21 protein-coding genes are annotated in these 25,613 nt (G+C 71.8%); 10 read left to right on the top strand and 11 right to left on the bottom strand.

All coding sequences use genetic code 11. The features are described from left to right. Positions 1-3,519, bottom strand: a complete 3,519-nt coding sequence (metH, locus tag U5640_RS35790; protein ID WP_340382000.1) for a methionine synthase — start codon at positions 3,517-3,519, stop codon at positions 1-3. A 340-nt stretch (positions 3,520-3,859) separates the two neighbouring features. On the opposite strand from metH, the gene U5640_RS35785 reads away from it, so the two are divergent. From U5640_RS35785 to U5640_RS35770, 4 genes are all read left to right on the top strand, one after another. After that, positions 3,860-4,624 carry an IclR family transcriptional regulator gene (locus U5640_RS35785; protein WP_340381998.1) on the top strand — a complete coding sequence of 255 codons (765 nt, stop codon included), beginning with the start codon at positions 3,860-3,862 and terminating at the stop codon, positions 4,622-4,624. 309 nt (positions 4,625-4,933) lie between these two features. Beyond that, a complete protein-coding gene (locus tag U5640_RS35780; protein WP_340381996.1) occupies positions 4,934-5,728 on the top strand; it encodes an MIP/aquaporin family protein in 795 nt (264 codons plus the stop codon). 138 nt (positions 5,729-5,866) lie between these two features. After that, on the top strand, positions 5,867-7,405 hold the full coding sequence (gene glpK / locus U5640_RS35775; RefSeq protein WP_340381994.1) for a glycerol kinase GlpK: 1,539 nt from the start codon (positions 5,867-5,869) through the stop codon (positions 7,403-7,405). A gap of 45 nt (positions 7,406-7,450) precedes the next feature. Beyond that, positions 7,451-9,067 (top strand): glycerol-3-phosphate dehydrogenase/oxidase, encoded by a 1,617-nt coding sequence (locus tag U5640_RS35770; protein ID WP_340381992.1) that lies wholly within the window; start codon positions 7,451-7,453, stop codon positions 9,065-9,067. Between the two features lie 105 nt (positions 9,068-9,172). Here U5640_RS35770 and mtnK read toward each other — a convergent pair whose 3' ends face one another. From mtnK to U5640_RS35750, 4 genes are read right to left on the bottom strand one after another with little or no spacing between them, the layout of a single operon-like run. After that, a complete protein-coding gene (mtnK, locus tag U5640_RS35765) occupies positions 9,173-10,342 on the bottom strand; it encodes an S-methyl-5-thioribose kinase (protein WP_340381990.1) in 1,170 nt (389 codons plus the stop codon). 15 nt (positions 10,343-10,357) lie between these two features. Continuing rightward, entirely contained in the window at positions 10,358-11,404 is a 1,047-nt protein-coding gene (locus U5640_RS35760) for an ABC transporter permease (RefSeq protein WP_340381988.1), read from the bottom strand. Between the two features lie 36 nt (positions 11,405-11,440). Beyond that, positions 11,441-12,961: a sugar ABC transporter ATP-binding protein gene (locus U5640_RS35755; RefSeq protein ID WP_340381986.1), complete on the bottom strand. Its 1,521-nt coding sequence runs from the start codon at positions 12,959-12,961 to the stop codon at positions 11,441-11,443. Continuing rightward, positions 12,948-14,045, bottom strand: a complete 1,098-nt coding sequence (locus U5640_RS35750) for a substrate-binding domain-containing protein (RefSeq protein ID WP_340381984.1) — start codon at positions 14,043-14,045, stop codon at positions 12,948-12,950. The genes U5640_RS35755 and U5640_RS35750 overlap by 14 nt, the downstream gene beginning before the upstream one ends. Positions 14,046-14,612: 567 nt before the next feature. On the opposite strand from U5640_RS35750, the gene U5640_RS35745 reads away from it, so the two are divergent. From U5640_RS35745 to mtnB, 3 genes are read left to right on the top strand one after another with little or no spacing between them, the layout of a single operon-like run. After that, positions 14,613-15,212 (top strand): cupin, encoded by a 600-nt coding sequence (locus U5640_RS35745; RefSeq protein WP_340381982.1) that lies wholly within the window; start codon positions 14,613-14,615, stop codon positions 15,210-15,212. Further along, the gene (gene mtnC, locus U5640_RS35740) at positions 15,209-15,937 is read left to right on the top strand and encodes an acireductone synthase (RefSeq protein ID WP_340381980.1); all 729 of its coding nucleotides are present in this window, start codon (positions 15,209-15,211) and stop codon (positions 15,935-15,937) included. The genes U5640_RS35745 and mtnC overlap by 4 nt, the downstream gene beginning before the upstream one ends. After that, positions 15,934-16,542 (top strand): methylthioribulose 1-phosphate dehydratase, encoded by a 609-nt coding sequence (gene mtnB / locus U5640_RS35735; protein ID WP_340381978.1) that lies wholly within the window; start codon positions 15,934-15,936, stop codon positions 16,540-16,542. Before mtnC ends, mtnB begins: the two co-directional genes overlap by 4 nt. A 52-nt stretch (positions 16,543-16,594) precedes the next feature. On the opposite strand, the gene mtnA is transcribed toward mtnB, so the two are convergent. Beyond that, positions 16,595-17,626, bottom strand: a complete 1,032-nt coding sequence (gene mtnA / locus U5640_RS35730; protein ID WP_340381976.1) for an S-methyl-5-thioribose-1-phosphate isomerase — start codon at positions 17,624-17,626, stop codon at positions 16,595-16,597. Positions 17,627-17,843: 217 nt separating this feature from the next. Between mtnA and U5640_RS35725 the strand changes: the two genes are divergently transcribed. Next, positions 17,844-18,515: a FadR/GntR family transcriptional regulator gene (locus U5640_RS35725; RefSeq protein ID WP_340381974.1), complete on the top strand. Its 672-nt coding sequence runs from the start codon at positions 17,844-17,846 to the stop codon at positions 18,513-18,515. A gap of 149 nt (positions 18,516-18,664) precedes the next feature. Beyond that, a complete protein-coding gene (locus tag U5640_RS35720; protein WP_340381972.1) occupies positions 18,665-19,696 on the top strand; it encodes a PAC2 family protein in 1,032 nt (343 codons plus the stop codon). 172 nt (positions 19,697-19,868) lie between these two features. On the opposite strand, the gene U5640_RS35715 is transcribed toward U5640_RS35720, so the two are convergent. The 5 genes from U5640_RS35715 to U5640_RS35695 form a co-directional block, all read right to left on the bottom strand. Then, on the bottom strand, positions 19,869-20,828 hold the full coding sequence (locus U5640_RS35715; RefSeq protein WP_340381970.1) for a superoxide dismutase: 960 nt from the start codon (positions 20,826-20,828) through the stop codon (positions 19,869-19,871). Between the two features lie 193 nt (positions 20,829-21,021). Further along, positions 21,022-22,251 carry a cysteine--1-D-myo-inosityl 2-amino-2-deoxy-alpha-D-glucopyranoside ligase gene (gene mshC / locus U5640_RS35710; RefSeq protein WP_340381968.1) on the bottom strand — a complete coding sequence of 410 codons (1,230 nt, stop codon included), beginning with the start codon at positions 22,249-22,251 and terminating at the stop codon, positions 21,022-21,024. Positions 22,252-22,365: 114 nt separating this feature from the next. Beyond that, positions 22,366-23,166, bottom strand: coding sequence for an SCO1664 family protein (locus tag U5640_RS35705; protein ID WP_340381966.1), 801 nt, complete (start codon positions 23,164-23,166; stop codon positions 22,366-22,368). Continuing rightward, positions 23,163-23,753, bottom strand: a complete 591-nt coding sequence (locus U5640_RS35700; RefSeq protein ID WP_067250577.1) for a DUF3090 domain-containing protein — start codon at positions 23,751-23,753, stop codon at positions 23,163-23,165. Before U5640_RS35700 ends, U5640_RS35705 begins: the two co-directional genes overlap by 4 nt. 85 nt (positions 23,754-23,838) lie before the next feature. Next, positions 23,839-24,525: a histidine phosphatase family protein gene (locus U5640_RS35695; protein WP_340381963.1), complete on the bottom strand. Its 687-nt coding sequence runs from the start codon at positions 24,523-24,525 to the stop codon at positions 23,839-23,841. Positions 24,526-24,587: 62 nt separating this feature from the next. Here U5640_RS35695 and corA point away from each other — a divergent pair, with 62 nt between their 5' ends. Then, a complete protein-coding gene (gene corA, locus U5640_RS35690) occupies positions 24,588-25,583 on the top strand; it encodes a magnesium/cobalt transporter CorA (protein WP_340381961.1) in 996 nt (331 codons plus the stop codon). The last annotated feature ends 30 nt before the right edge of the window (positions 25,584-25,613 follow it).

The raw sequence follows: 25,613 nt of genomic DNA, 5'->3' as shown, positions 1-25,613 counted from the left end.
TCACCGTGCGTTGAAGTACTTGGCCTCGGGGTGGTGGATGACGATGGCGTCCGTGGACTGCTCGGGGTGGAGCTGGAACTCCTCGGACAGGTGGACGCCGATCCGCTCGGGCCGGAGCAGCGCGGCGATCTTGGCGCGGTCCTCCAGGTCGGGGCAGGCGCCGTAGCCGAGGGAGAAGCGGGCGCCGCGGTACTTCAGGGAGAACATGTCCTCGATGTCGGCGGGGTCCTCTCCGGCGAAGCCGAGTTCGGAGCGCACGCGGGCGTGCCAGTACTCGGCGAGGGCCTCGGCGAGCTGGACGGACAGGCCGTGCAGTTCGAGGTAGTCGCGGTAGGAGTTGGACGCGAAGAGCTTGGCGGTCTCCTCGCCGATGCGGGAGCCGACGGTGACGACCTGGAGGCCGACGACGTCGGTCTCTCCCGATTCCTGGGGGCGGAAGAAGTCCGCGAGGCACAGCCGGCGGCCGCGGCGCTGGCGGGGGAAGGTGAAGCGGGTGGTCTCGTTGCCGTGCTCGTCCAGGATGATCAGGTCGTCGTCCTTGGACACGCAGGGGAAGTAGCCGTGGACGACGGCGGCCTCGAGGAGGTTCTCGGTCTGGAGGCGGTCCAGCAGGCCGCGCAGCCGCGGGCGGCCCTCGGTCTCGACGAGTTCCTCGTAGGTCGGTCCGTCGCCGGTGCGGGCCTGCTTGAGGCCCCACTGGCCCTTGAAGAGGGCGCCCTCGTCCAGCCAGGTGGCGTACTCCTTGAGCTGGATGCCCTTGATGACGCGGGTCCCCCAGAACGGGGGCGCCGGGACGGGGTTGTCGGTGGCGACGTCGGAGCGGACGTGGCCCTCCTCGGGGCGTTCCTCGACGGCCACGGCGCCCGCTGCGGCGCGCACGCGGCGCTGCTTGAGCTCGGGCAGCTTGGCGCCGGGGACGCCGCGCTTGACGCCGATGAGGGCGTCCATGAGGTGCAGGCCCTCGAAGGCGTCGCGGGCGTAGCGGACCTCGCCCTGGTAGATCTCGTGGAGGTCCTGTTCGACGTAGGCGCGGGTGAGGGCGGCACCGCCGAGGATGACCGGGTAGTCGGCGGCCAGGCCGCGCTGGTTCAGCTCCTCCAGGTTCTCCTTCATGATCACCGTGGACTTGACGAGGAGGCCGGACATGCCGATGACGTCGGCGTCGTGCTCCTGGGCGGCGTCGAGGATCGCGGAGACGGGCTGCTTGATGCCGAGGTTGACGACGTTGTAGCCGTTGTTGGACAGGATGATGTCGACGAGGTTCTTGCCGATGTCGTGGACGTCGCCGCGCACGGTGGCGAGCACGATGGTGCCCTTGCCGTCGGCGTCGGACTTCTCCATGTGCGGTTCGAGGTGGGCGACGGCCGCCTTCATGACCTCGGCGGACTGCAGGACGAACGGCAGCTGCATCTGGCCGGAGCCGAACAGCTCGCCGACGACCTTCATGCCGTCCAGCAGCGTCTCGTTGACGATGTCGAGGGCCGGGCGGGTCCGCAGCGCCTCGTCGAGGTCGGCCTCCAGGCCGTTCTTCTCGCCGTCGATGATCCGGCGCTTGAGGCGCTCCTCCAGCGGCAGGGCGGCGAGTTCCTCGGCCTTGCCCGCCTTGAGGGACTTGGCGGTGGCGCCCTCGAAGAGCTGCATGAGCTTCTGGAGGGGGTCGTAGCCCTCGGCGCGGCGGTCGTGGATGAGGTCGAGGGCGGTGTTGACCTCCTCCTCGCTGAAGCGGGCGATCGGGAGGATCTTGGAGGCGTGGACGATGGCGGAGTCGAGGCCCGCCTTGACGCACTCGTCGAGGAAGACGGAGTTCAGCAGGATGCGTGCGGCCGGGTTGAGGCCGAAGGAGATGTTCGACAGGCCCAGGGTGGTCTGGACGTCGGGGTGGCGGCGCTTGAGTTCGCGGATCGCCTCGATGGTGGCGACGCCGTCCTTGCGGGACTCCTCCTGACCGGTGCAGATGGTGAAGGTCAGGGTGTCGATGAGGATGTCGGACTCCTGGATGCCCCAGTTCCCGGTGAGGTCGTCGATGAGCCGTTCGGCGATCTCGACCTTCTTCTCGGGGGTGCGGGCCTGGCCCTCCTCGTCGATGGTGAGGGCGATCAGCGCGGCGCCGTGCTCCTGGGCCAGCCGGGTGACCTTGGCGAAGCGGGACTCGGGTCCGTCGCCGTCCTCGTAGTTGACGGAGTTGATGACCGCGCGGCCGCCGAGCTTCTCCAGGCCGGCCTGGATGACGGGCACCTCGGTGGAGTCCAGGACGATCGGCAGGGTGGAGGCGGTGGCGAAGCGGCCGGCGAGTTCCGCCATGTCGGCGACGCCGTCGCGGCCGACGTAGTCGACGCACAGGTCGAGCATGTGCGCGCCCTCGCGGATCTGTTCGCGGGCCATCTCGACGCAGTCGTCCCAGCGGGCCTCCAGCATCGCCTCGCGGAACTTCTTGGAGCCGTTGGCGTTGGTGCGCTCCCCGATCGCCAGGTACGAGGTGTCCTGGCGGAAGGGGACCGTCTGGTAGAGGGAGGCGGCGCCGGGCTCGGGGCGGGGGGTGCGCTCTACGGGCGTGGCGCCCCTGAGGCGGTCCACGAGCTGCCTGAGGTGCTCGGGGGTGGTGCCGCAGCAGCCGCCGATGAGGTTGAGGCCGTAGTCGCGGACGAAGTTCTCCTGGGCGTCGGCCAGGCCCTTGGCGTCGAGCGGGAAGTGGGCGCCGTCCTTGGTGAGGATCGGCAGACCGGCGTTGGGCATGCAGAGCAGGGGGGTGCGGGAGTGCCGGGCGAGGTAGCGCAGGTGCTCGCTCATCTCGGCGGGCCCGGTGGAGCAGTTCAGGCCGATCATGTCGATGCCGAGGGGTTCCAGCGCGGTGAGCGCGGCGCCGATCTCGGAGCCCAGCAGCATGGTGCCGGTGGTCTCGAAGGCCATGGAGACCAGCAGGGGGACGTCGGCTCCGGTGGCGGCCATGGCGCGCTTGGCGCCCAGGACGGAGGACTTCGTCTGGAGGAGGTCCTGGGTGGTCTCGACGATCAGGGCGTCGGCGCCGCCGGCGAGGAGGCCCTCGGCATTGGCCTGGAAGCCGTCGCGCAGGACGTCGTAGCCGATGTGGCCGAGGGTGGGCAGCTTGGTGCCGGGGCCGATCGAGCCGAGGACCCAGCGCTGCCGGCCGTCGCGGGCGCCGAAGGCGTCGGCGGTCTCGCGGGCGATGCGGGCGCCGGCCTCGGACAGTTCGAACACGCGGTCGGCGATGTCGTACTCGGCCATGGCGGAGTGGTTTGCGCCGAACGTGTTGGTCTCGACGCAGTCGACGCCCGCGTCGAAGTAGGCCTCGTGGACCGAACGGACGATGTCGGGCCGGGTGAGGTTGAGGATCTCGTTGCAGCCCTCGAGGTTCTCGAAGTCCTCGAGGGTGGGCTCCTGGGCCTGGAGCATGGTGCCCATGGCCCCGTCGGCCACCACCACGCGGGTGGCCAGGGCCTGGCGGAGCGCGGACACACGGGTCCGGCTGTCGGCGGAAGGGGTCGGCGGCACAGAGGCCATGGAAGGGCTCCCTCGGATGCGACGGCTGTCGGCTTTGCGTGACCTCGGGAGAGCGTGGTCGCTTCCCGGGGAGTGCGCACGCCGTCAGGGTAGCCGGGTCGGGGGCCTTATGGTCAGGGCGTCCACGGGACGGACGGGGAGGACGGACGTGCCGGTGCTCGCGCACGGGGCCGGTCACCGCCACACTGCCGCCACGTCACCCCAGGGCGTCGGGTGGCGTAACAGGTGTTGACCGACCATTAGCGGGAGGTCGACATGGACCGGTAGTGTTCGACATTGCCGAACGACGGTACTTGCGTGCCGCGCGTGGACGGCGAAGGGGACGGAGGCAGGAGGGCGGATGGCACGGAACATCCAGTCGGTCGAACGGGCGGCGGCGATGCTGCGGCTGCTCGCGGGCGGGGAGCGGCGGCTGGGCCTGTCCGACATCGCCTCCGCGCTCGGCCTGGCCAAGGGCACCGCCCACGGCATCCTGCGCACGCTCCAGCAGGAGGGGTTCGTCGAACAGGACGACACCTCCGGGCGCTACCAGCTGGGCGCGGAGCTGCTGCGGCTGGGCACCACCTACCTGGACGTGCACGAGCTGCGCGCGCGGGCCCTGGTGTGGACGGACGACCTGGCGCGGTCCAGCGGTGAGAGCGTCCATCTGGGCGTGCTGCACCAGCAGGGCGTGCTGATCGTGCACCACGTCTTCCGGCCGGACGACAGCCGGCAGGTGCTGGAGATCGGGGCCATGCAGCCGTTGCACTCCACGGCTCTGGGCAAGGTGCTGTCGGCGTACGACCCGGTGGCGCACAGCGAGGCCCTGGAGGCCGACCGCAAGCCCTTCACGGACCGCACGGTGTGCGACTCGGACGACTTCGAGCACATCCTCGACGTCACGCGCGCGCGGGGCTACGCGGCCGACGTGGAGGAGACCTGGGAGGGCGTGGCCTCCCTCGCGGCGCCCATCCACGACCGGCGCCGCATGCCGGTCGGGGCGGTGGGCATCACGGGTGCCGTGGAGCGGCTGCGCCGGGACGGCGAGCTGCGCCCGGAGCTGATCGCGGCGGTGCGGGACTGCGCCCGCGCGGTGTCGCGGGACCTGGGCGCCGGGCGCTTCTGAGCAGGGAATTCGGGCCGGGACGCCAGGGGGCGTCCCGGCCTTCGTGATGCCCTCGCGCGGGCCGCGGAGCGCCACGGGGAGACCAGGGATCAGTAACGATCGCGTTTTCGAGAACCGAACCCTTGACGCACACGTGACGCCGGGGAAAGACTCCCGTCCATCGGTCGGCATTGTCGAACACCTACCGGCAATACGCGCTAGAGTGTGACAACGCCAAGGACCGGCATCGCTCTCACCCCCGAGGGCGCCAGACCCCCGGAGGGACCCGGGGAGAACGGCTTCCCTGGACGAAGGACAAAGGAGTCGCGGGTGTCCAGCTCCGACATCTTCATCGGCGAGACCATCGGTACCGCCATACTCATCCTGCTCGGCGGAGGCGTCTGCGCCGCCGTCACGCTGAAGGCCTCCAAGGCCCGCAACGCCGGCTGGCTCGCCATCACCTTCGGGTGGGGCTTCGCCGTGCTCACGGCCGTCTACACCTCGGCGCCGCTGTCCGGCGCCCACCTGAACCCGGCCGTGACGCTCGCGCTCGCGATCAAGGACGGCGACTGGAGCAACGTTCCGGTCTACTGGGCGGGCCAGCTGCTGGGCGCCGCGATCGGCGCGACCCTGGTGTGGGTCGCCTACTACGGCCAGTTCCACGCGCACCTCACCGACAAGGAGATCGTCGGCGGCCCCGGCGCCCAGGCCACGACGGCCAAGGCGGTCGAGGCCCAGGAGAAGGGCGCGGGTCCGGTCCTCGGCGTCTTCTCCACCGGCCCGGAGATCCGGGTCCCCTGGCAGAACCTCGCCACGGAGATCGTCGGCACCGTGGTGCTGGTCCTCGCGGTCCTCACCCAGGGCCTGAACGACAAGGGCAACGGCCTCGGCACCCTCGGTGCCCTCGTCACCGCGCTGGTGGTCGTCTCGATCGGTCTGTCCCTCGGCGGCCCGACCGGCTACGCCATCAACCCGGCCCGTGACCTCGGTCCGCGCATCGTCCACGCCCTCCTGCCCCTGCCCAACAAGGGCGGCTCCGACTGGGGCTACGCCTGGATCCCGGTGGTCGGTCCGCTGATCGGCGGCGCCATCGCTGCAGGCATCTACAACGTCGCCTTTGCTTAAGAGCACGAAGAGTTCGAAGCGTTTGAAGCACTCGAAGGGCTTGAAGAGCACGAAGAGCTTCACCTCGGCCTTCACCGCACTTGAACAGCACCGCGCCGTACAGACAGCCCCTTACCCACGGAACCCCGGGAGCACTCAGTGACCGACGCCCACACCGCCGGCCCCTTCATCGCCGCGATCGACCAGGGCACCACCTCCAGCCGCTGCATCGTCTTCGACAAGGACGGCCGTATCGTCTCGGTCGACCAGAAGGAGCACGAGCAGATCTTCCCCAAGCCGGGCTGGGTCGAGCACAACGCCAACGAGATCTGGACCAACGTCCAGGAGGTCGTCGCCGGAGCCATCCAGAAGGCCGGCATCACCCGCGACGACATCAAGGCCATCGGCATCACCAACCAGCGCGAGACCACCGTGCTGTGGGACAGGAACACCGGTGAGCCCGTCCACAACGCCATCGTCTGGCAGGACACCCGCACCGACGCCCTGTGCAAGGAGCTGGGCCGCAACGTCGGCCAGGACCGCTTCCGCCGCGAGACCGGCCTGCCGCTGGCCTCGTACTTCGCCGGCCCCAAGGCCCGCTGGCTGCTCGACAACGTCGAGGGTCTGCGCGAGCGCGCCGAGGCGGGCGACATCCTCTTCGGCACCATGGACACCTGGGTCATCTGGAACCTGACCGGCGGTGTCGACGGCGGCAAGCACTACACCGACGTCACCAACGCCTCCCGCACCATGCTGATGAACCTCCACACCGTGGAGTGGGACGACAAGATCGCCGAGTCCATCGGCGTCCCGCTGGCGATGCTCCCCGAGATCCGCTCCTCCGCCGAGGTCTACGGCGAGGTCACCGGCGGCAGGCTCGGCGACCTGCTCGGCGGCATCCCGGTCGCCTCCGCGCTCGGCGACCAGCAGGCGGCCCTGTTCGGCCAGACCTGCTTCTCCGAGGGCGAGGCCAAGTCGACGTACGGCACCGGCACGTTCATGCTCATGAACACCGGTGAGAAGATCATCAACTCGTACTCGGGTCTGCTGACCACCGTCGGCTACCGCATCGGCGACCAGGCGCCGGTCTACGCCCTCGAGGGCTCGATCGCCGTCACCGGTTCGCTGGTGCAGTGGATGCGCGACCAGATGGGCCTGATCTCCACCGCCGCCGAGATCGAGACGCTCGCGCTCTCCGTCGAGGACAACGGCGGCGCCTACTTCGTGCCGGCCTTCTCCGGTCTGTTCGCCCCGCACTGGCGCTCCGACGCCCGTGGTGTGATCGCCGGTCTCACCCGGTACGTCACCAAGGCGCACCTCGCGCGCGCCGTCCTGGAGGCCACCGCCTGGCAGACCCGTGAGATCACGGACGCCATGACCAAGGACTCGGGCGTCGAGCTCGCGGCCCTCAAGGTCGACGGCGGCATGACCTCCAACAACCTGCTGATGCAGACGCTCTCGGACTTCCTGGACGCCCCCGTGGTGCGCCCGATGGTCGCCGAGACCACCTGCCTCGGCGCCGCCTACGCCGCCGGCCTCGCCGTCGGCTTCTGGACCAGCACAGACGACCTGCGCGCCAACTGGCGGCGGGCCGCCGAGTGGACCCCCCGCATGGACGCGGAGACCCGCGACCGTGAGTACAAGACCTGGCTCAAGGCCGTCGAGCGGACCATGGGCTGGATCGAGGACGAGAGCTGACCCCCGCCCCACGCGCCCAGCTCTGATGAGGAGTAAGAACCCGACATGACCAGTCAGTCCACCCTGAGTTCCGTGCCTGCCCTGGGGACGCACCCGGCCTCCGGCTCGAACCCGAGCCGCGCCGAGACCCGGGAGCAGCTCTCCAAGGCGTCGTACGACCTTCTCGTGATCGGCGGCGGCATCCTGGGCATCTCCACCGCCTGGCACGCCGCGCAGTCCGGCCTCAGGGTGGCCCTGGTCGACGCCGGCGACTTCGCCGGCGCCACCTCCTCCGCCTCCTCCAAGCTGCTCCACGGCGGTCTGCGCTATCTGCAGACCGGCGCGGTGAAGCTGGTGGCGGAGAACCACTTCGAGCGCCGTGCGGTCTCCCGCCAGGTGGCCCCCCACCTGGCGAACCCGCTCACGTTCTACCTCCCCGTGTACAAGGGCGGGCCGCACGGCGCGGCGAAGCTCGGGGCGGGCGTGTTCGCCTACTCCGCCCTGTCGGCGTTCGGCGACGGGGTCGGGCACCTGCTCTCCCCCGCCAAGGCCGCGCAGGACGTGCCCGAGCTGCGCACCGAGAACCTCAAGGCCGTGGCCGTGTACGGCGACGACCAGATGAACGACGCGCGCATGGCGCTGATGACGGTCCGCGCGGCCGTCGAGGCGGGCGCGGTCGTCCTCAACCACGCCGAGGTCACCGGGCTGCGTTTCACCCGCGGCCGGGTCACCGGCGCGGACCTGAAGGACCGCGTCTCCGGTGACGAGTTCGGGGTGAACGCCCGGCTGGTGCTCAACGCGACCGGCCCCTGGGTCGACCACCTGCGGAAGATGGAGGACCCGAACGCGGCCCCCTCCATCCGGCTCTCCAAGGGCGCGCACCTGGTGCTGAAGCGGACCTCCCCGTGGAAGGCCGCGCTCGCGACCCCCATCGACAAGTACCGGATCACCTTCGCCCTCCCCTGGGAGGACATGCTCCTGCTGGGCACCACCGACGAGGAGTTCGAGGGCGACCCGGCGGACGTCGCGGTCAACGACAAGGACATCGCGCAGATCCTCGACGAGGCCGCGTTCTCCGTCCGCGACCAGCAGCTCTCCCGGGACAACATCACGTACGCGTTCGCGGGCCTGCGGGTGCTGCCGGGCGGGCCCGGCGACACCGCCAAGGCCAAGCGCGAGACGGTGGTGACCGAGGGCAGGGGCGGGATGCTGTCCGTCGCGGGCGGCAAGTGGACCACCTTCCGCCACATCGGCCGTACGGTGATGCAGAAGCTGGAGGCGCTGCCCGGCCACCCGCTCGGCGACGACTTCGAGCCGATCTCCTCGCTGCCGAAGAAGCTGCCGCTGCCCGGTGTCTCCAACCCGCGCGCGGTCGCGCACCGGCTGCTGGTGGACAACCCGGCACCCGGCCCGCGCATGGCGGCCGACACCGCCAAGCACCTGGCCACCCACTACGGCTCGCTGGCCTTCGACATCGCCCGGCTGGCGAACGACAACCCCGAGCTGGGACAGCGCGTCCACCCCGACGCCCCCGAGATCTGGGCGCAGGTCGTCTACGCCCGTGACCACGAGTGGGCGGAGACGGCGGACGACGTGCTGCGCCGCCGCACCACGCTGACGATCCGCGGCCTGGCCACGGACGAGGTGCGCGGCAAGGTGCAGGACCTGCTCGACGAGAAGTAGACCGTCCGCGCCGGTCCACTCCCCTGACCGGGGCCGGTACGGGTGTGACAGGGGCGGCTCCCCCGGGGAGCCGCCCCTTTCGTGCGACCTGCGCGCCGAGTGAGGTCAGGCGGTCTCCACCAGCGCCCTCACCTCGTCGGGGTTCCTCAGTTCCCCGCGCCGCACGATCAGTTCACGGCCCAGGAGCAGGGCGCGCCGGGAGGCCGGGACCGGGTCCGGGAGGGTCGTGAGGTCGGTGAGGTGGGCGAAGCCGATGACGCGGCGGACGATCTCGGTGCCGGCGAAGCCGACCGCGTCCGTCCACACGCGGCGCAGGAAGCGGTCGAGGTAGGCGTCGTCGAAGAAGGTGTCGACGCGGGACGGCCACCGCCGGCGGAACTCCGTCTCGAACGCCTCCCAGGACAGCCGGAGCTGGGCGGCGTGGTCGGACAGCGTGCCGAGGGCCCGCGCGCGTTCCTCGGCGACCAGGGCGCCCGCCCAGTACAGGCCGAGGTCGTAGCCGATCGGTCCGACGAAGGAGAACTCGGGGTCGAACACCCGCACCACGGGGGCGCCTTGGCGCTCGCCCACCATGATGCTGCCGGTGTGCAGGTCGCCGTGGAGGAGGGCCTGGGCGCCGGTCATGAAGAGGTGGCGGAGGTCGGCGACCTCGGTGCGCAGCCGGGTGTCGGCGCGGACGGCGGTGGCCAGGTCGTCGAGGCCCGGGTGCCAGTGGTTGTGCTCGTGTTCGACGTAGGGCTCGGAGAGGACGACGTCCTCGGTGATCTTGCAGAGCTCGGGGTTCACGGAGACGGCGAGCAGCGCCTTGCGGTCGGCGGAGGACATGCCGAAGTCGCTGGTGGCGAAGGTGAGCTGGGCGACGAACTCACCGATGCGGGCGGAGGTGTGCGGGCCGTAGGGGGCGCCGTCGTTGAGGGCGGTGCGCAGGACCTCCAGGTCGGAGAGGTCCTCCATGACGAGGGCGAAGTGCTCGGGGTCGTATCCCTGGACGGCGGGGATCTTGTCGGGGGCGACCCTGGCGACCTGCTCGTAGGCGCGGGCCTCGGCGTCGGCGCGGTCGGGGCTGAGCGGCCAGGAGGGGCCGGCGACCCGGACGTAGGGCAGGGCCTGCTTGAGGGCGAGGCTGCGGGTGCCGTCGGCGTTGGAGGCGAGGAAGACGCGGTTGATGTTGCCGTCGGACACCTCCCGGACGGTGATCTCCTCGCCGTCCGGCCAGTGTCCCCGCTCGCGCAGGTACGCCGGGATGTCGTCGGTCTCCAGGACGCGGTAGCCCATGGTCGGTGAACTCCCTTATGCGGTGCGGCGCTTGGACAGGGTGAAGCTGAAGACGAGGGCGAGGATGAGGACCGCGCCCTCGACGACGTCCTGGGTGTAGTACGGCAGGCCCTTGATGGTGAGGCCGGTGGTGATGATGCCGATCAGGACGGCGCCGAGCGCGGTGCCCCAGACGTTGGGGCGGCCCCGGCCGAGCACGGAGGTGCCGACCAGCGCCACGGCCACCGCTTCGAGCAGCTGGGAGGTGCCCGCGGAGACGTCGCCCTGGCCGATGCGGGAGGCGAGGATGAGTCCGCCGACGGAGGCGAGGACACCGGAGACGACGTACGCCAGAGCGCGGTGGGCGCCGACGCGGATGCCGGCCAGCCGGGAGGCCTCGGGGTTGGCGCCGATGGCGTAGAGGATCCGGCCCCAGCGGGTGCGGGCGAGGAAGACCCAGGCGGCCACGGTGAGCACGCCGAAGATCAGCACGGAGACCGGGACGCCGAGGACCGTGCCGCGGTCGATCTTCAGGAAGCCGTCGGTGAACGTGCCGGGGGCGGTGGAGCCGTCGTCCAGGGTCATGCCGGGGGTGATCGACTGGCCGTCGACGAGGATCAGTTTGCTGCCCTGGATGACGAACATGGTGCCGAGGGTGGCGAGCATGTCGGGGATCTTCAGGACGACGATGAGCAGCGCGTTGAGGAGTCCGGCGAGGGCGCCTGCGACCAGGACGGCGAGGATCGCGACGGTGCCGACCTGGTTGAGGACGACCATGGTCTGGGCGGCGACGGAGACTCCGAGACCGGCGACGGCGCCGACGGACATGTCCATTCCGCCGACGGCCATGGTGAGGGTGACGCCGAGGCCGAGGATCGCGGCGACGGAGACGTACCGCAGGGTGTCGAGGAGGGTCGCCGACTCGCGGAAGGAGCCCTCGGTCAGCGCGAAGTACAGGAAGAGCGCGACCGTGACGAAGATGAACCCGTACTTGATGACGGCGTTCTGGACGCGCGGGGCGGTGCCGGGGGCGGGCGGGGTCGCCGCCTGCGCCGGGGCCTCGGTGCTCTGGGTGGTGGTCATGGGGTGCTTTCCCGGACTTCGTGGGGCGGGCCGGCGTCAGACGGACGCCGAGATGGTCTGGATGACGCGGTCGCGCTCGGCGTCCTCGCCGTGGGCGTCGAGGTGGATCTCACCGGCGGCGAGGACGACGACCCGGTCGGCGATCTCGAGGACCTCGTCGACGTCGGCGGACAGGACGAGGACGGCGGCGCCCTCGGCGGCGAGCGTCCGGGCCCGGCGGCCGATGTCGCGGCGGGCCCCGATGTCCACTCCCCGGAACGGTTCGTCCAGGATGAGGACGCGCGGGGTCTCGGCGAGCCAGCGGCCGACGACGACCTTCTGCTGGTTGCCGCCGGACAGTTCCTCGACGGTGCTGTGCTCGTCGCGGGTGACGACCCCGAGGGCCTCGACGGTGGCCCGGCCGAGGGCGTCCTCCCGGGACCGCTGGACCAGGCCCGCGCGGGAGAGCGACTTCAGGAACGGCAGGGAGACGTTCTGCGCGATCGACCAGCCGGGCACGAGGGCATCGGCGTGCCGGTCCTCGGGAACGAGGTGGACGCCGGCCCGGATGGCGTCGGCGGGGCGGCGCGGGGCGTAGGCCGTGCCGGCCAGTTCGACCGTGCCGGTGGTGAAGGGCTCGGCGCCGAAGAGGCCGCGGGCCAGTTCGGTCTTGCCGGCGCCCAGCAGGCCGACGACTCCGGTCACTTCCCCGGTGCGCAGATCGAGGTCCAGGGGCGCGCGGCCGTCGAGGAGGCGCACTCCGCGCAGGGAGAGGACGCTCTCGCCCCGCTCGCCCGCGCGGACCGGGCGGGTGGTGGTCGCCTCCTGGGCCCGGGCGAGCATCGCGCGCAGGGCGGCGTCCCAGTCGAACGGCCGGGCCTGGTCCTCGGTGAGGAGTCCGTCGCGCAGGACGACCAGCCGGTCGGCGAGGGCGTCGATCTCACCGAGGCGGTGGGAGACGTAGAGCACGGCGATGCCGTCCTCGCGCATCCTGCGGATGAGCCCGAAGAGGCGCTCCGCCTCGGCGGCGGAGAGCGCGGAGGTCGGCTCGTCGAGGACGAGCAGCCGGGGCCGGGTGGCCAGGGCGCGGGCGAGGATCAGCAACTGCCGGTCGGAGATGCCGAGTTCGGTGACGTCCTGCTTCAGCAGGGCGTCGCTCCAGTCCAGGCCGAGGCCGGCCTGGATCTCGCGGGCGCGGGCCAGGGTGGCTCGGCCGCCGAGGAACGGGTTGCCGCGCCGCTGGGCGAGTTCCTCGAAGACCAGGTTCTCGGCGACGCTGAGGCCGGGCACGATGCCCTCGCCGATGCGCTGGTGGACGGTCTGGATGCCCAGCCTGCGGGCGGCGAGCGGCGAGTGCAGAGCCGCGGGTTCCCCGGCGACCCGCACCTCGCCCCCGTGGTCCGTGTGCACGCCCGACAGGATCTTGATCAGGGTCGACTTGCCGGCGCCGTTCGCGCCGAGCAGCGCGACCACGCTGCCCGGGGCGATGTCCAGCGAGACGGAGGCGAGGACGGTCTTTCCGCCGAACGCCATGCTGACGTCGGTGAGGGCGACCGCCGGCGTCTCAGTGGGCGACATTCGCGATCCAGTCCGCGGTCGAGACCTGCGACAGGTTCAGCGCGGGCAGCGCCGTGCGGAGTTCGTCCATGTTGGCGATCTTCTTCTCGCGCAGGAAGTCCTGCGTGATGGCGACGGCCGGGAACTCGACGGAGGTCTTGTCCAGTTGACCGGCCAGCTCCAGCGCGGTGGTGCGGACGACGGCGGCGCCGACGGCGGAGGGGTCGGTGCCGGCGGTCGCGACCCAGGGGCTGTCGGCGGCGGTCATCTGCTGGATGTCGGCGTTGGAGACGTCCGCGCCGAAGACCTTCACCCTGTCCTGGAGCTTCTTGTTCTGCACGGCGAGGACGGTGCCCTTGGCGAGCTCGTCGTAGGGGGCGAAGACACCGGCCACGTCGGCGTGCTGGGTGAGCGCGGCGGAGACCAGGGGAACGTTGTCGGTGGCGGTGGAGTCGGTGACCTTGCCGACCTTGAACTGCTGCTTCCAGCCCTCTGCGGTCACGGTGGACTTCCAGACGGTGTCGCGCTTGTCGAGGGCGGCGTAACCGGCGACGTTCACATAGCCGACCTGGGCGCCCTTGCCGACCTCCTTGGCCATCACGTCGAGGACGGCCCTGGCCATGCTGGCGTCGTCCTGCTTGGTGGAGACGACGCCCTCGGTGTCGGTCTCGACGTCGTAGACGACGACCTTGATGCCCTTCTTCACGGCCTGGTCGATCTCGGGCTGGATGGTCGCCGGGAAGCCGTGGTCGATGATGATCGCCCGGGCGCCGGAGTTGATCGCCGAGGACAGGTCGGTGGCCTGCTTGGCGTTGTCGGCCTGGGCGTCGTAGACGGTGAGGTCGATGCCGAGGGCCTTGGCCTGGGCCTTGGCGCCGTTGCCCCACTGCTCGAAGTAGTCGCCGGCGCCGCTCTGGCGGACCAGGGCCACCTTGACCGCGCCCTTGCTGAAGGGGGCGGGCTTCTTGCCGGTGGCGGCGGAGGCGGAGGCCGCGGTGTCGCCGGAGCCCTTGGAGGCGTCCGAGGACTGGGAGCAGCCGGACAGGACGAGGGCGGAGACGGAGGCCAGCGAGAGCGCGGCGAGGGGCAGACGGGTGCGGGACATGAGGGGGCTCCAGGGCGGGGTGGCGCAGAGGGGAACGCGAAGGGAGGTGCGCGAAGGAAGGTGAAGGGGATGCGTGGACCCGGAGCGCGGGGGACGGGAAGGGGCCGTCGCACGGACGGCGGGGAACACCCGGCGGAACACGGGCGCGTCGAGGCTCCGGGAGAGGTCAGCGACAGCTGGCCGTGGTCGACCGGAGCAGGTCCACGTACAGCCGCCGCACGAGCAGCAGCGTCTTCATAGGGAGATCATGAGAACGTTTTCAGCCACCCGTCAAAGAGATGGACATCTAATCTCACCATTCGGGACAACGATTACGTCACAGGCGGTTCGTCCCCGGTCGGGCGTTACCATCGGCGAACCGGCACCCCTCCCGGCACGTGAGGCCCCGATGACGACACCCTGCGCGAACGCGCTGCGCATGCCCGGCATGCGGCGCTGTCCCGGCGCGGCGTGTCGCGGCTGAGTGACGCTCCACCACCGCCGCCCTCCTCTCGCCTCCGTCCGAAAAACGCGTCCGTATCCGTCTCGGTATCCGGACATCCCTTCCAGAATCCTGGAGTTGCCCCCATGACCCTGCTGACGAGCTGGGCCGAGTCCGGCCCGGAGACCCTGATCCGCCGCACCTCCGACCCCGCCGAGATCGCCGAGGCCCTCGAGCCGCTGGGCGTGCGCTACGAACAGTGGCCGATCCGCGAGGACGTCCCCTTCGACGCCGACAGCGAGACCGTGTTCGCCGCGTACGGCCCGGAGATCGAGAAACTGAACGCGCAGGAGGGCTTCACCACCGTCGACGTCCTCGGTCTGCACCCGGGCGACGACCCCGAGTACCCGGCGAAGGCGAAGGCCGCCCGGGAGAAGTTCCTCCAGGAGCACACGCACGACGACGATGACGAGGTCCGCTTCTTCGTCTCCGGCTCCGGCATCTTCTATCTGCACGTGAACGGCGAGGTGCACGCGGTCTACTGCGAGAAGGGCGACCTGCTCGGCGTGCCGCGCGGCACCACCCACTGGTTCGACATGGGCACGAGGCCGTCCTTCACCGCCATCCGCTTCTTCCACGAGGAGGACGGCTGGATCGGCAACTTCACCGGCTCCCCGATCTCCGCGCGCTTCCCGGACTACGACACGATCGCCGCCGGCTACGCGGCCGACAAGGGTGCCGCGTGAGCCTGCCCGACCCGCGCTTCGACGTGGCCGGCGTGGTGCTCGACATCGAGGGCACGACGAGCGCCACGGGCTTCGTCGTCGACGTGCTGTACCCGTACTCGCGCGCCCGGTTCACCGAGCTGCTCACGGAGCGTTCCGCCGAGCCCGCGGTGGCGCGGGCGATCGCCCAGGTGCGGGAGCTGACCGGGGAGCCGGACGCCGACGCGGCCGCGGTCGTCGACACGCTGAACTCCTGGCTGGACGACGACCGCAAGGCGACCCCGCTGAAGACCCTTCAGGGCATCGTCTGGTCCGAGGGGTTCGCCCGCGGCGACCTCGTCTCGCACTTCTACGACGACGTCGTCCCGGTGCTGCGCGCCTGGCACACGGCGGGGCTGCGGCTGTACGTCTACTCCTCCGGCTCGGTGGCGGCGCAGCGGGCGTGGTTCACCCACAGCCCGCAGGGCGACCTCACACCGCTCGTGTCGGGGCTGTACGACACCGAGAACGCGGGGCCCAAGCAGGAGCCGGCGTCGTACCGCCGGATCGCGGAGGCGACCGGGACCGCCCCGGACCGTCTGCTGTTCCTCTCCGACCGGCCGGGCGAGCTGGACGCGGCCCGCGAGGCCGGCTGGCACACCGTCGGGATCCGGCGGCCCGGGGAGCCGTACTACGAGCAGGGCGTCGGCGACCACGCGCAGGCGGGGACGTTCGACGAGATCACCGTTGCGAGGAGCACCACGTGAGCACCGACATCTCCGCACTCGACCTGGAAGAGGCGGGCGCGGTCCTGGCCGCCGAGTCCGCCCGGTTCGCCTCCTTCGGCTGGATGCGGGGCACGTCGGGGAACCTGTCCGTGGTGCTCTCCCGCGACCCGCTGCGGCTCGCGGTCACCGCGAGCGGCCACGACAAGGGGGAACTGACGCCCGCGGACGTGGTGCTGGTGGACGGCCGGGGCGCGGCGGTGCGGGGCGGCCGGCCGTCCGCGGAGGCCGAGCTGCACGCGCGGGTCGCCGCGCTGACGGGGGCCGGTGCCGTGGTGCACGTGCACACCGTCGCCTCGGTGGCCATGGGGCGGCGCGAGCCGGGCGGGATCGTCTTCCGGGACGTCGAGATGCTCAAGGGGATCGGGCAGCCGGCTCACGACGTGGAGGTGACGCTGCCCGTCATCGCCAACAGCCAGGACATGACGGTGCTCGGGGACCGCCTGGAGGAGGCGCGCAACCCCCGGATGCCGGCGGTGGTGGTCGCGGGGCACGGCCTGTACGTGTGGGGGGCCGATCCCCGACAGGCCCGGCATCACACCGAAGTCGTCGAATGGCTGCTGGAGTTGGAGCTGTCGCAGCGCTGAGGCAAGTGCGCGCGGCGGAGGGACCCCCAGGGCCGGGGACCCTCCGCCGCGTCTACTTCAGGTGGTCGCCGGGCAGTTCGCCCGACGCCACGTCCAGCACGCCCCGCTCGGTGACCAGGCCCGTCACCAACCGGCCCGGTGTCACGTCGAAGGCGGGGTTGTGGCCCCGCGAGGCGGCCGGGGCCGTGCGGACCCCCGCCCACTCCAGCACCTCGTCCTCGCCGCGCAGTTCGATGCGGATGGCGTCGCCGTCCGGGGTGGCGAGGTCCACCGTGGTCGTCGGTGCCGCCACCAGGAACGGGATGCCCGCGTCGGCGCAGGCGAGGGCGATGCCCACGGTGCCGACCTTGTTGGCGGTGTCGCCGTTGGCGGCGATGCGGTCGGCGCCGACGATCGCCGCGTCGACCTCGCCGCGCAGGATGGTGCCGGCGGCGGCCCCGTCGGCCTGGACGTAGTGCGGGATGCCCTCCTGGACCAGTTCCCAGGCGGTGAGACGGGAGCCCTGGAGGAGGGGGCGGGTCTCGTCGGCGTAGACGACCTCGACGCGGCCGCGGGCGTGGAGTTCGCGGATGACGCCGAGGGCGGTGCCCCAGCCTGCGGTGGCGAGGGCGCCGGTGTTGCAGTGGGTGAGGAGCCGCAGCGGCCGGTCCTCGCCGACCCTCTTCAGCAGCCAGTCCGCGCCGAACGCACCCATCGCGCGGTTGGCCTCGACGTCCTCGCGCTGGACGGCGGCCGCCTCCGCGAGGACCGCGTCGAGGCCCTCGTCGAAGCGGGTCATGACACGGTCGACGCACACCATGAGGTTCACGGCGGTGGGCCGTGCCGCGCGCACCCGTGCGACGGCCGCGCGCACCTCGGCCCCGGTCCAGCCCTCCCGCTCCCCCTGGAGGAGCGCGAGGGCGACGCCGTAGGCGCCGGCCGCGCCGATGGCGGGGGCGCCGCGCACGACGAGCCGCCGGACCGCGTCCACCAGGGTGTCCACGTCGCGGACGTCCACGGTCTCGTTGCGGTGCGGCAGCAGCGTCTGGTCGATGAGCGTGAGGCTGTTTCCGGTCCAGGCGACCGCGCGCAGTTCCTGGGGCATAGCGGGACACTCCTGATGATCCGGTGATGCCCGCCACCGTACATGACCTGGGAGAACCACCGTTCGAGAGCGGTCGCCGACCTGGAGGTCCCCGTCCGGCCGTCTCCCGGTGACGCGGCGCCGGGCTCATAATGGCCTGAGAGATCCGATGTCTGGTACCGGTCGGCGTCCGAGCCGGTCGGGGAACGAGAGATCGGGGACGAGAGGGAGGTTGGTCGTGGCAGTCACCGACGAGGCGATCGAGAAGATCAAGGGCATGATCGTCTCGGGTGCGCTGCGCCCGGGCGACCGGCTCCCGAAGGAGAGCGAGCTGGCCGCCGAGCTGGGGCTGTCGCGCAACTCCCTGCGGGAGGCGGTGCGCGCCCTGTCGCTGATCCGGATCCTGGACGTGCGCCAGGGCGACGGCACCTATGTGACCAGTCTCGATCCCCAACTACTGCTGGAGGCGCTGTCGTTCGTCGTCGACTTCCACCGCGACGACACGGTCCTGGAGTTCCTCGCGGTGCGCCGCATCCTGGAACCGGCCGCGACCGCGATGGCCGCGCTGCGCGTCAGCGAGCAGCAACTGGATGCGCTGGAAGCCCAGTTGGACAGACTGGGGGACGCGCCGTCGGTGGAGGAACTCGTCGCCGGCGACCTGGAGTTCCACCGGGGCATCGTGCAGAGCGCGGGGAACTCGGTGCTGTGCTCCCTGCTCGAAGGACTCTCGGGGCCGACCACCCGGGCCCGGATCTGGCGCGGGCTGACCCAGGAGGACGCGGTCACCGGGACCCTGCGCGAGCACCGCGCGATCCTGGCGGCGCTCCGGGACCGGGACGCGGAGGCGGCGCGGTCCTGGGCGACCGTGCACATCGCCAGCGTGGAGCAGTGGCTGCGGTCCAGCCTCTGAGGGCCACCGCCCGCAGGTGCCGGGGTGTTCGAGCGTGGTGAACGGGGCAGTGATCCGTTCACTCCCCCGTGCAAGGGGGCTGCGGGCGCCCCCGCGGAACGCCGTAAGGTTGGGTGGTCAGGCGAGGGCACGTCGGAAGGAGGCGCTGGGTGATCGAGCTCGAGGGGGTTCCCGAGCTGATCGACCCGGTCATGGTGGCCGCGTTCGAGGGCTGGAACGATGCCGGCGACGCCGCCTCCACCGCGGTCGCGCACCTGGAGCGGGAGTGGAAGGGCGAGGTGTTCGCGGCGCTGGACGCCGAGGATTACTACGACTTCCAGGTGAACCGCCCCACGGTGTTCATGGACGGCGGCGTGCGCAAGATCACGTGGCCCACGACAAGGTTGTCCGTGGTGCGGGTCGGCGGCGAGAAGCCGCGGGACCTGGTGCTGGTGCGGGGTATCGAACCGTCCATGCGCTGGCGCTCGTTCTGCAACGAGCTGCTCGGCTTCGCGCACGAGCTGGGCGTGGAGTTGGTGGTCATCCTGGGCGCCCTGCTCGGGGACACTCCGCACACCCGTCCGGTCCCGATCAGCGGGACGACGTCCGACGCCGATCTGGCGCGGCGGATGGACCTGGAGGAGACCAAGTACGAGGGCCCGACGGGCATCGTCGGCGTGCTCCAGGAGGCGTGCACGCACGCGGGCGTGCCGGCGGTCTCGCTCTGGGCGGCCGTGCCGCACTACGTCTCCCAGCCGCCGAACCCGAAGGCGACGCTGGCCCTGCTCAACCGGCTCGAGGATCTGATCGACGTGCGGATCCCGCTGGGCGAGCTGCCCGAGGACACGCGGGCGTGGCAGGTGGGCGTGGACCAGCTGGCGGCGGAGGACAGCGAGGTCGCGGAGTACGTCCAGACGCTGGAGGAGGCCCGCGACACGGCGGAGCTGCCGGAGGCGTCGGGCGAGGCGATCGCCCGTGAGTTCGAGCGCTATCTGCGGCGCCGGGACGGCGGGGGCCCGCCGGATCCCGGGGAGCGGACCCGCCCTCCGAAGCCGCCCCGGCCGAGCGGGGAGACCGGGGAGACCGGCGAGTCGGGTGAGTCCACGGAGTCTGGCGCTTCAGGTGGGTCCGGTGAGTCGGGTGTGTCGGGCGAGGCGGGTGAGTCCGCCGAGTCGGGCGACGAGGATTCGTCGGAGGACTGATCGGGGCGGCGCGGACCGGGGCGGTGCGGACCGGGGCGGCGCGGACCGGGGCGGTGCGGACCGGGGCGGTGCGGACCGGGGCGGTGCGGACCGGGGCGGTGCGGACCGGGGCGGTGCGGATCGGGGCGGTGCGGATCGGGGCGGTGCGTTCCAGGAACGCACCGCCCCTTCGTCATGCCGGGACGGCGACGATCGCGTACGTCGTCTCGGGCGTCGGCGTCGTCGTGAAGCGGGCGTTGGGCAGGTAGAGCCGGCTCCCGAGGGCGGCGACCGTGGTCGGCACGTCGAACGCGCCGTCCGTGATCCGGCGCCGGAAGACACCGGTGCGGCCGTCGGCGGCCAGGGTGAACACGTCGACCGCGTTCTGCCGGTTCTGTACGACGTACAGCGTGCGCCCGGTGCGCAGGAGTCCGTCGCCGTTGGTGAGGGGCGCCGCGTCCCCGAGGTCGACCCGGGTGGTCACGCCGGAGCGCGGATCGACGCGGTGCAGTGCGCCGACACCGCTCTGCACGACGAGGAGCGCCGAGCCGTCGGGGGTGCGGGTGATGCCGTTGGCGTTCACCGACCCGTCGGTGACCTGCGTCCAGTCGCCGCTCAGCGGGAGGCGTAAGACGTCGGCGGCGTCCGGGAGTTCACCGCGCCGGCCGAGCGGCAGGGCGTACAGGACCGGCTGGTAGGAGTCGGTGAACCAGGCCGCGCGCGGCGTCAGGTACACGTCGTTGGTGAAGGTGGGGGTGGTGGTGGCGAGCGGGTAGGAGGCGAGGATCTCGCCGCTGCGCGCGTCCACGACCCGGGCGCCCGTGTCGCGGCCGGCGACGAACAGCCGCCCCCGGTCGTCGAGTTTGAGGCCGACGGAGGGGGTGCCGGGGCCCGTGGAGATGAGGGTGCCCCCGCCGGTGCGCAGGTCGGCGCGGTAGAGGGAGCCGTCGCCGAGGGAGCCGAGGTAGGCGTAGGGGCCGCGGCCGATGGCGATGCCCTCGGGGCGGAAGCCGTCGGGCAGCGGGATGACGTGCGGCCAGGCGGCCTCGGCGTGGGCGGGCGTGCCGAGGGAGGCGCCCAGGACGGTGGTGGAGAGGGCGAGCAGCCTGCGCCGGGTGAGGGGATGTGCGAAGGAACCGTGCGTGGGTGCCACGGAGCGTCCTTCCGCGAAGGGGACCGGCAGTTGGCCGGTCCAGCGGTCAACTACCGCCCCACCTCATCACAGGGACCCCCGCGGCCACAGCCGGTCGTGGCCGGTTCACAGCATGTCGACAGCAACCGCCACATCGGGGCCCTTCGCCGGGCGAACCGGTGAAGGGCCCCTGGCGGGCGATCGGCGGCGCCGCCTACAGCGCGACGCCGAGCAGGGCGTCGACGGCCCGGGAGACGACTCCGGGGGCGCTGATGTCCGTGCCGCCCCGCTCCTCCTGGAGGGCGGCCCAGCGGTCGACGGCGGCCAGCGCGGCCGGGGCGTCGAGGTCGTTCGCGAGGGCCTCGCGGATCTCGTCCACCAGCGCCTCGGCGGGCGGTCCGTCGGGGCGGGACACGGCGGCGCGCCAGCGGCCGAGGCGGGCGACGGCGTCCTCGAGGACCTGGTCCGTCCACTCCCAGTCGGCCCGGTAGTGGTGGGCGAGGAGGGAGAGGCGGATCGCGGCGGGGTCGACGCCGTCCCGGCGGAGCTGGGAGACGAAGACGAGGTTGCCCTTGGACTTGGACATCTTCTCGCCGTGCAGGGCGACCATGCCGGCGTGGACGTATGCCTTGGCCATGGGGAACTCGCCGGTGAGCACCTGGGCGTGCGAGGCGCCCATCTCGTGGTGCGGGAAGGCGAGGTCGGAGCCGCCGCCCTGGACGTCGAAGGTCATGCCCAGGTGGTCCAGCGCGATGGCGACGCACTCGATGTGCCAGCCGGGTCGGCCGCGGCCGAGGGAGCCGCCGTCCCAGCTGGGCTCGCCCTCGCGGGCGGCCATCCAGAGCATCGGGTCGAGGGGGTTCTTCTTGCCCGGGCGGTCCGGGTCGCCGCCGCGCTCGGCGGACAGCATCCGCATGGCGGCGGCGTCGAGGTTCGAGACCCCGCCGAAGTGCGGGTCGGACTCGACGGAGAAGTAGATGTCGCCGTCCAGCTCGTAGGCGGCGCCCGCGTCGCGGAGCCGTTCGACGAGCGGGACGATGCCGGGTATCGCCTCGACGGCGCCTATGTAGTGCTGCGGGGGGAGCATCCGCAGGGCGGTCATGTCCTCGCGGAAGAGGGCGGTCTCCTTCTCGGCGAGGGCGACCCAGTCGACGCCGTCGCGCTCGGCGCGCTCGAGGAGCGGGTCGTCGACGTCGGTGACGTTCTGGACGTACTGAACCTGCCGCTTGGTGTCGAGCCACACGCGCTGGACGAGGTCGAACGCGTTGTAGGTCGCCGCGTGTCCCATGTGGGTGGCGTCGTACGGCGTGATGCCGCAGACGTAGATACGGGCGACGGGACCGGGGTCAAGGGTGACGAGACCACCGGTCGCGGTGTCGTGGATCCTCAGGTCGCGGCCCTGACCGGGCAGGGCGGGGACCTCGGAAGCGGGCCAGGCATGCATGTCATGAGCGTAACCCGGAAGGATGTTGTGCATACGCGCCGGAGCGGGCCGGACGACCGGGAAGGCGCCCTTGCGCGTTTCCGCCCCGTGTGCAGACGGCACGCGTCCGGACCGTCACACCGGTGGCCAGGGGATGGCGGGCCACTCGCCCCCGGGCTCGGGGTGTCTGCCGCTCTCCAGGAGCCCGTCGACCCGCGCGCGGGTGGCGTCCAGCTCCGCCGGGGTGATGAGCGGGGTCAGGGTGCCGGTGAGCGCCCCGGAGGGCTCCAGAGCGGCCCTGAGGCCCTTGAGGACGTCCACCGCCTCCGCGGTCAGGGGCTCCCCCGCCCAGCCCCACAGGAGGGTGCGCAGCTTGTTCTCGGTGTTGAAGGTCACTCCGTGGTCGATGCCGTAGAGCCGGCCGTCGGCGGTGGGCAGGAGGTGGCCGCCCTTGCGGTCGGCGTTGTTGATCACCGCGTCGAGGACGGCGAGGCGCCGCAGCCGCTCGTCGTCGGCGTGCACCAGCAGTGCGGTGCGGCCCTCGCCGACCTCGGCGAAGCCGATCGCCTTCCAGCCCGGCTCGGGTTCCTCGGCGTCGACCAGGGCGAGCAGCTCGGCCTCGGGCGCCACCTCGATCCACAGCTGGCACATGCCCTCGCCGTACGGCCCCTCGCGCAGCACGGTGGGCGGTACGAGGCCCCAGCCGGTCGCCTCTGAGACCTCGTAGGCGGCGACCTCGCGCCGGGCGAGGTTGCCGTCGGGGAAGTCCCACAGGGGCCGTTCGCCGGCCACGGGCTTGTAGACGCAGAGGGCCTCGCGGCCCTCGTGGGCGACGGTGCAGTACAGGGCGGCGTTGGACGCGTCGCGGATGCGGCCCCGTACGGTCAGCTCGCCCCGGGCGAGGAGACCGGCGAAGGCCGGGTCGGTGGTCGTCACGCCCCGCGGCGGTATCCGTTCTGGCGCGGACATACGTGTCCTTCCGGGTCGAGCGGCAGGCTGCACAGCGGGCACGGCGGCCGGCCGGCGTTGACGACGTCGAGGGCGCGCTTGGCGAAGGCCCGCGCCTGCGCGCCGGTGAGCCGGACCCGCAGCATCGGGGGCCCGTTCTCCTCGTCCTGGAGGAGCCGTTCCTCGGCCTCGGCGAGATCCTCCTCGGAGTCGGCCTCGAGCTCCACGAGCGCCTGCGCCTCGACGATCATGCGCTGTTCCTCGCCGTCCCAGGCGAGGGCCATGGTGCCGACCCGGAACTCCTCCTCGACGGGGGCGTCGAGGGGGGCGGTGTCGGCGTTCTCGGCGGGCGCCACGGCGGGCACCGAGGCGCTACCGCCGCTACGGCGTACGACCTCGTCCAGCAGCTCGTCCATGCGCTCGGCGAGCGCGGCGACCTGGGTCTTCTCCAGGGCCACGCTGGTCACCCGGGCACCGGAGGTGGCCTGGAGGAAGAAGGTACGGCGCCCGGGCAGTCCGACCGTACCGGCCACGAAGCGGTCCGGTGGGTCGTAGAGGAACACCTGACGGGACACGTCCTGTCTCCATGGGAGTCGTGGGTTCGGGAACGTCCATGCGTGTACGCGTGTGTGGACCGCTTCACCCTACTGCGGCCGACGATCACGGTGCGCCCGCGCCGCCCCCGACCGTCGCGTCGCCGCCCGGGGGTTCCTCGCGCGGCGCGAGGGAGGCGAAGTCGCCGGTGTCGCCGAGGCGTACGAGAAAGGGCCGCAGCCGGGTGTAACGGATCGCGGTGATGGAACACGGTTCGACGGAGATCCGCTGGAAGAGGTCGAGATGGAGTCCGAGGGCGTCCGCCACGAGCGACTTGATGATGTCGCCGTGCGAGCACATCAGGTAGACGGCGTCGGCGCCGTGGTCGCGCTCCACGCGCGCGTTCCACTCGCGGACGGCCTCGGCGGCGCGGGTCTGCATGGCGCGCATGGACTCACCGCCGGGGAAGGCGGCCGCGGACGGGTGCGCCTGGACGACCTCCATCAGGGGCTCGTCCTTCAGCTCGGCGAGCTTGCGCCCGGACCAGTCGCCGTAGTGGGCCTCCCCGATCCGCTCGTCGGTGTGGACGGGCAGGCCGGGGCGGGCGTCGAGGAGGGGCCGGATCGTCTCCTGGCAGCGTTGCAGGGGGCTCGCGACGACCTCGGCGAGCGGCAGCCCCTCCAGCCTGCCGGGCAGTGCGGCGGCCTGCGCGGTCCCGCGCTCGTCGAGCGCGACACCGGGCGTCCAGCCCGCGAGCACTCCGGAGGTGTTGGCGGTCGAACGTCCGTGCCGGACAAGGATCAACGTGGGCATGCGGCCCAGCGTAGGCACACGCACGCGTGCGCCGGGCGGCGGACGAAGGGAGAATACGCTCCGTGATCGTCGACTGCGGGATCTACCGCGACGGGCGCCGGGCCGAGGGGCCGGAGGATCTCTCCGACGCCCTGGCCGAGGCGCGAGACTCCGGCGGTTTCGTGTGGATCGGGCTGTACGAGCCGACCGAGGACGAGTTCGAGCACGTCACGGCGGAGTTCGGGCTGCATCCGCTGGCCGTGGAGGACGCCCTCAACGCGCATCAGCGGCCCAAGCTGGAGGTCTACCACGACTCGCTGTTCCAGGTGTTCAAGCCGGTCGTGTACGAGCCCGAGGGCGACACCGTCTCCTCCGGCGAGATCATGGTCTTCCTCGGCGACGCCTTCGTGGTGACGGTCCGGCACGGCGAGGGCTCACCGCTGGGCGCAGTGCGGAGGCGGCTGGAGGACGAGCCGGAGATCCTCGCCAAGGGGCCCACGGCGGTGCTGTACGCGATCGCGGACGCGGTCGTCGACCACTACCTGGAGGTGGTGACCGAGCTCGGCACCGACCTGGAGGAGCTGGAGGCGGAGGTGTTCTCCCCGACGGGCGACGGCTCGCGGCACACCGCGTCGCGGATCTACGGCTTCAAGCGGCAGCTGCTGGAGTTCCGCCGCGCCTGCGTCCCCCTGGTGCCGCCGATGACCCGCCTGGCGGACACCGGCGGGCTCGGTTCCGGGCTGCCCTTCGTCAACGCGAAGGCCCGGCCGTTCTTCCGGGACGTCAGCGACCACCTCACGCGCGTGAACGAGTCCGTGGAGGGCCTGGACCGGCTGGTCACCGACATCCTCAGCGCGCATCTGGCGCAGATGAGCGTCCGCCAGAACGACGACATGCGGAAGATCTCCGCGTGGGCGGCGATGGCGGCCGTGCCCACGATGATCGCCGGGATCTACGGGATGAACTTCGACCACATGCCGGAGCTGCACTGGCTGTGGTCGTACCCGGCGGTGATCGCGCTGATGGCCGCACTGGAGGCGGTGCTGTACCGGCTGTTCAAGCGGCGGGGCTGGCTGTAACCCCTCCCCCGCAGGGCCCGGGCCCTGCGG

It is taken from the genome of Streptomyces sp. SS7, from assembly GCF_037993025.1.
Classification (GTDB): Bacteria; Actinomycetota; Actinomycetes; order Streptomycetales; family Streptomycetaceae; genus Streptomyces.
This window is presented reverse-complemented; position numbering and strand designations above follow the sequence as displayed.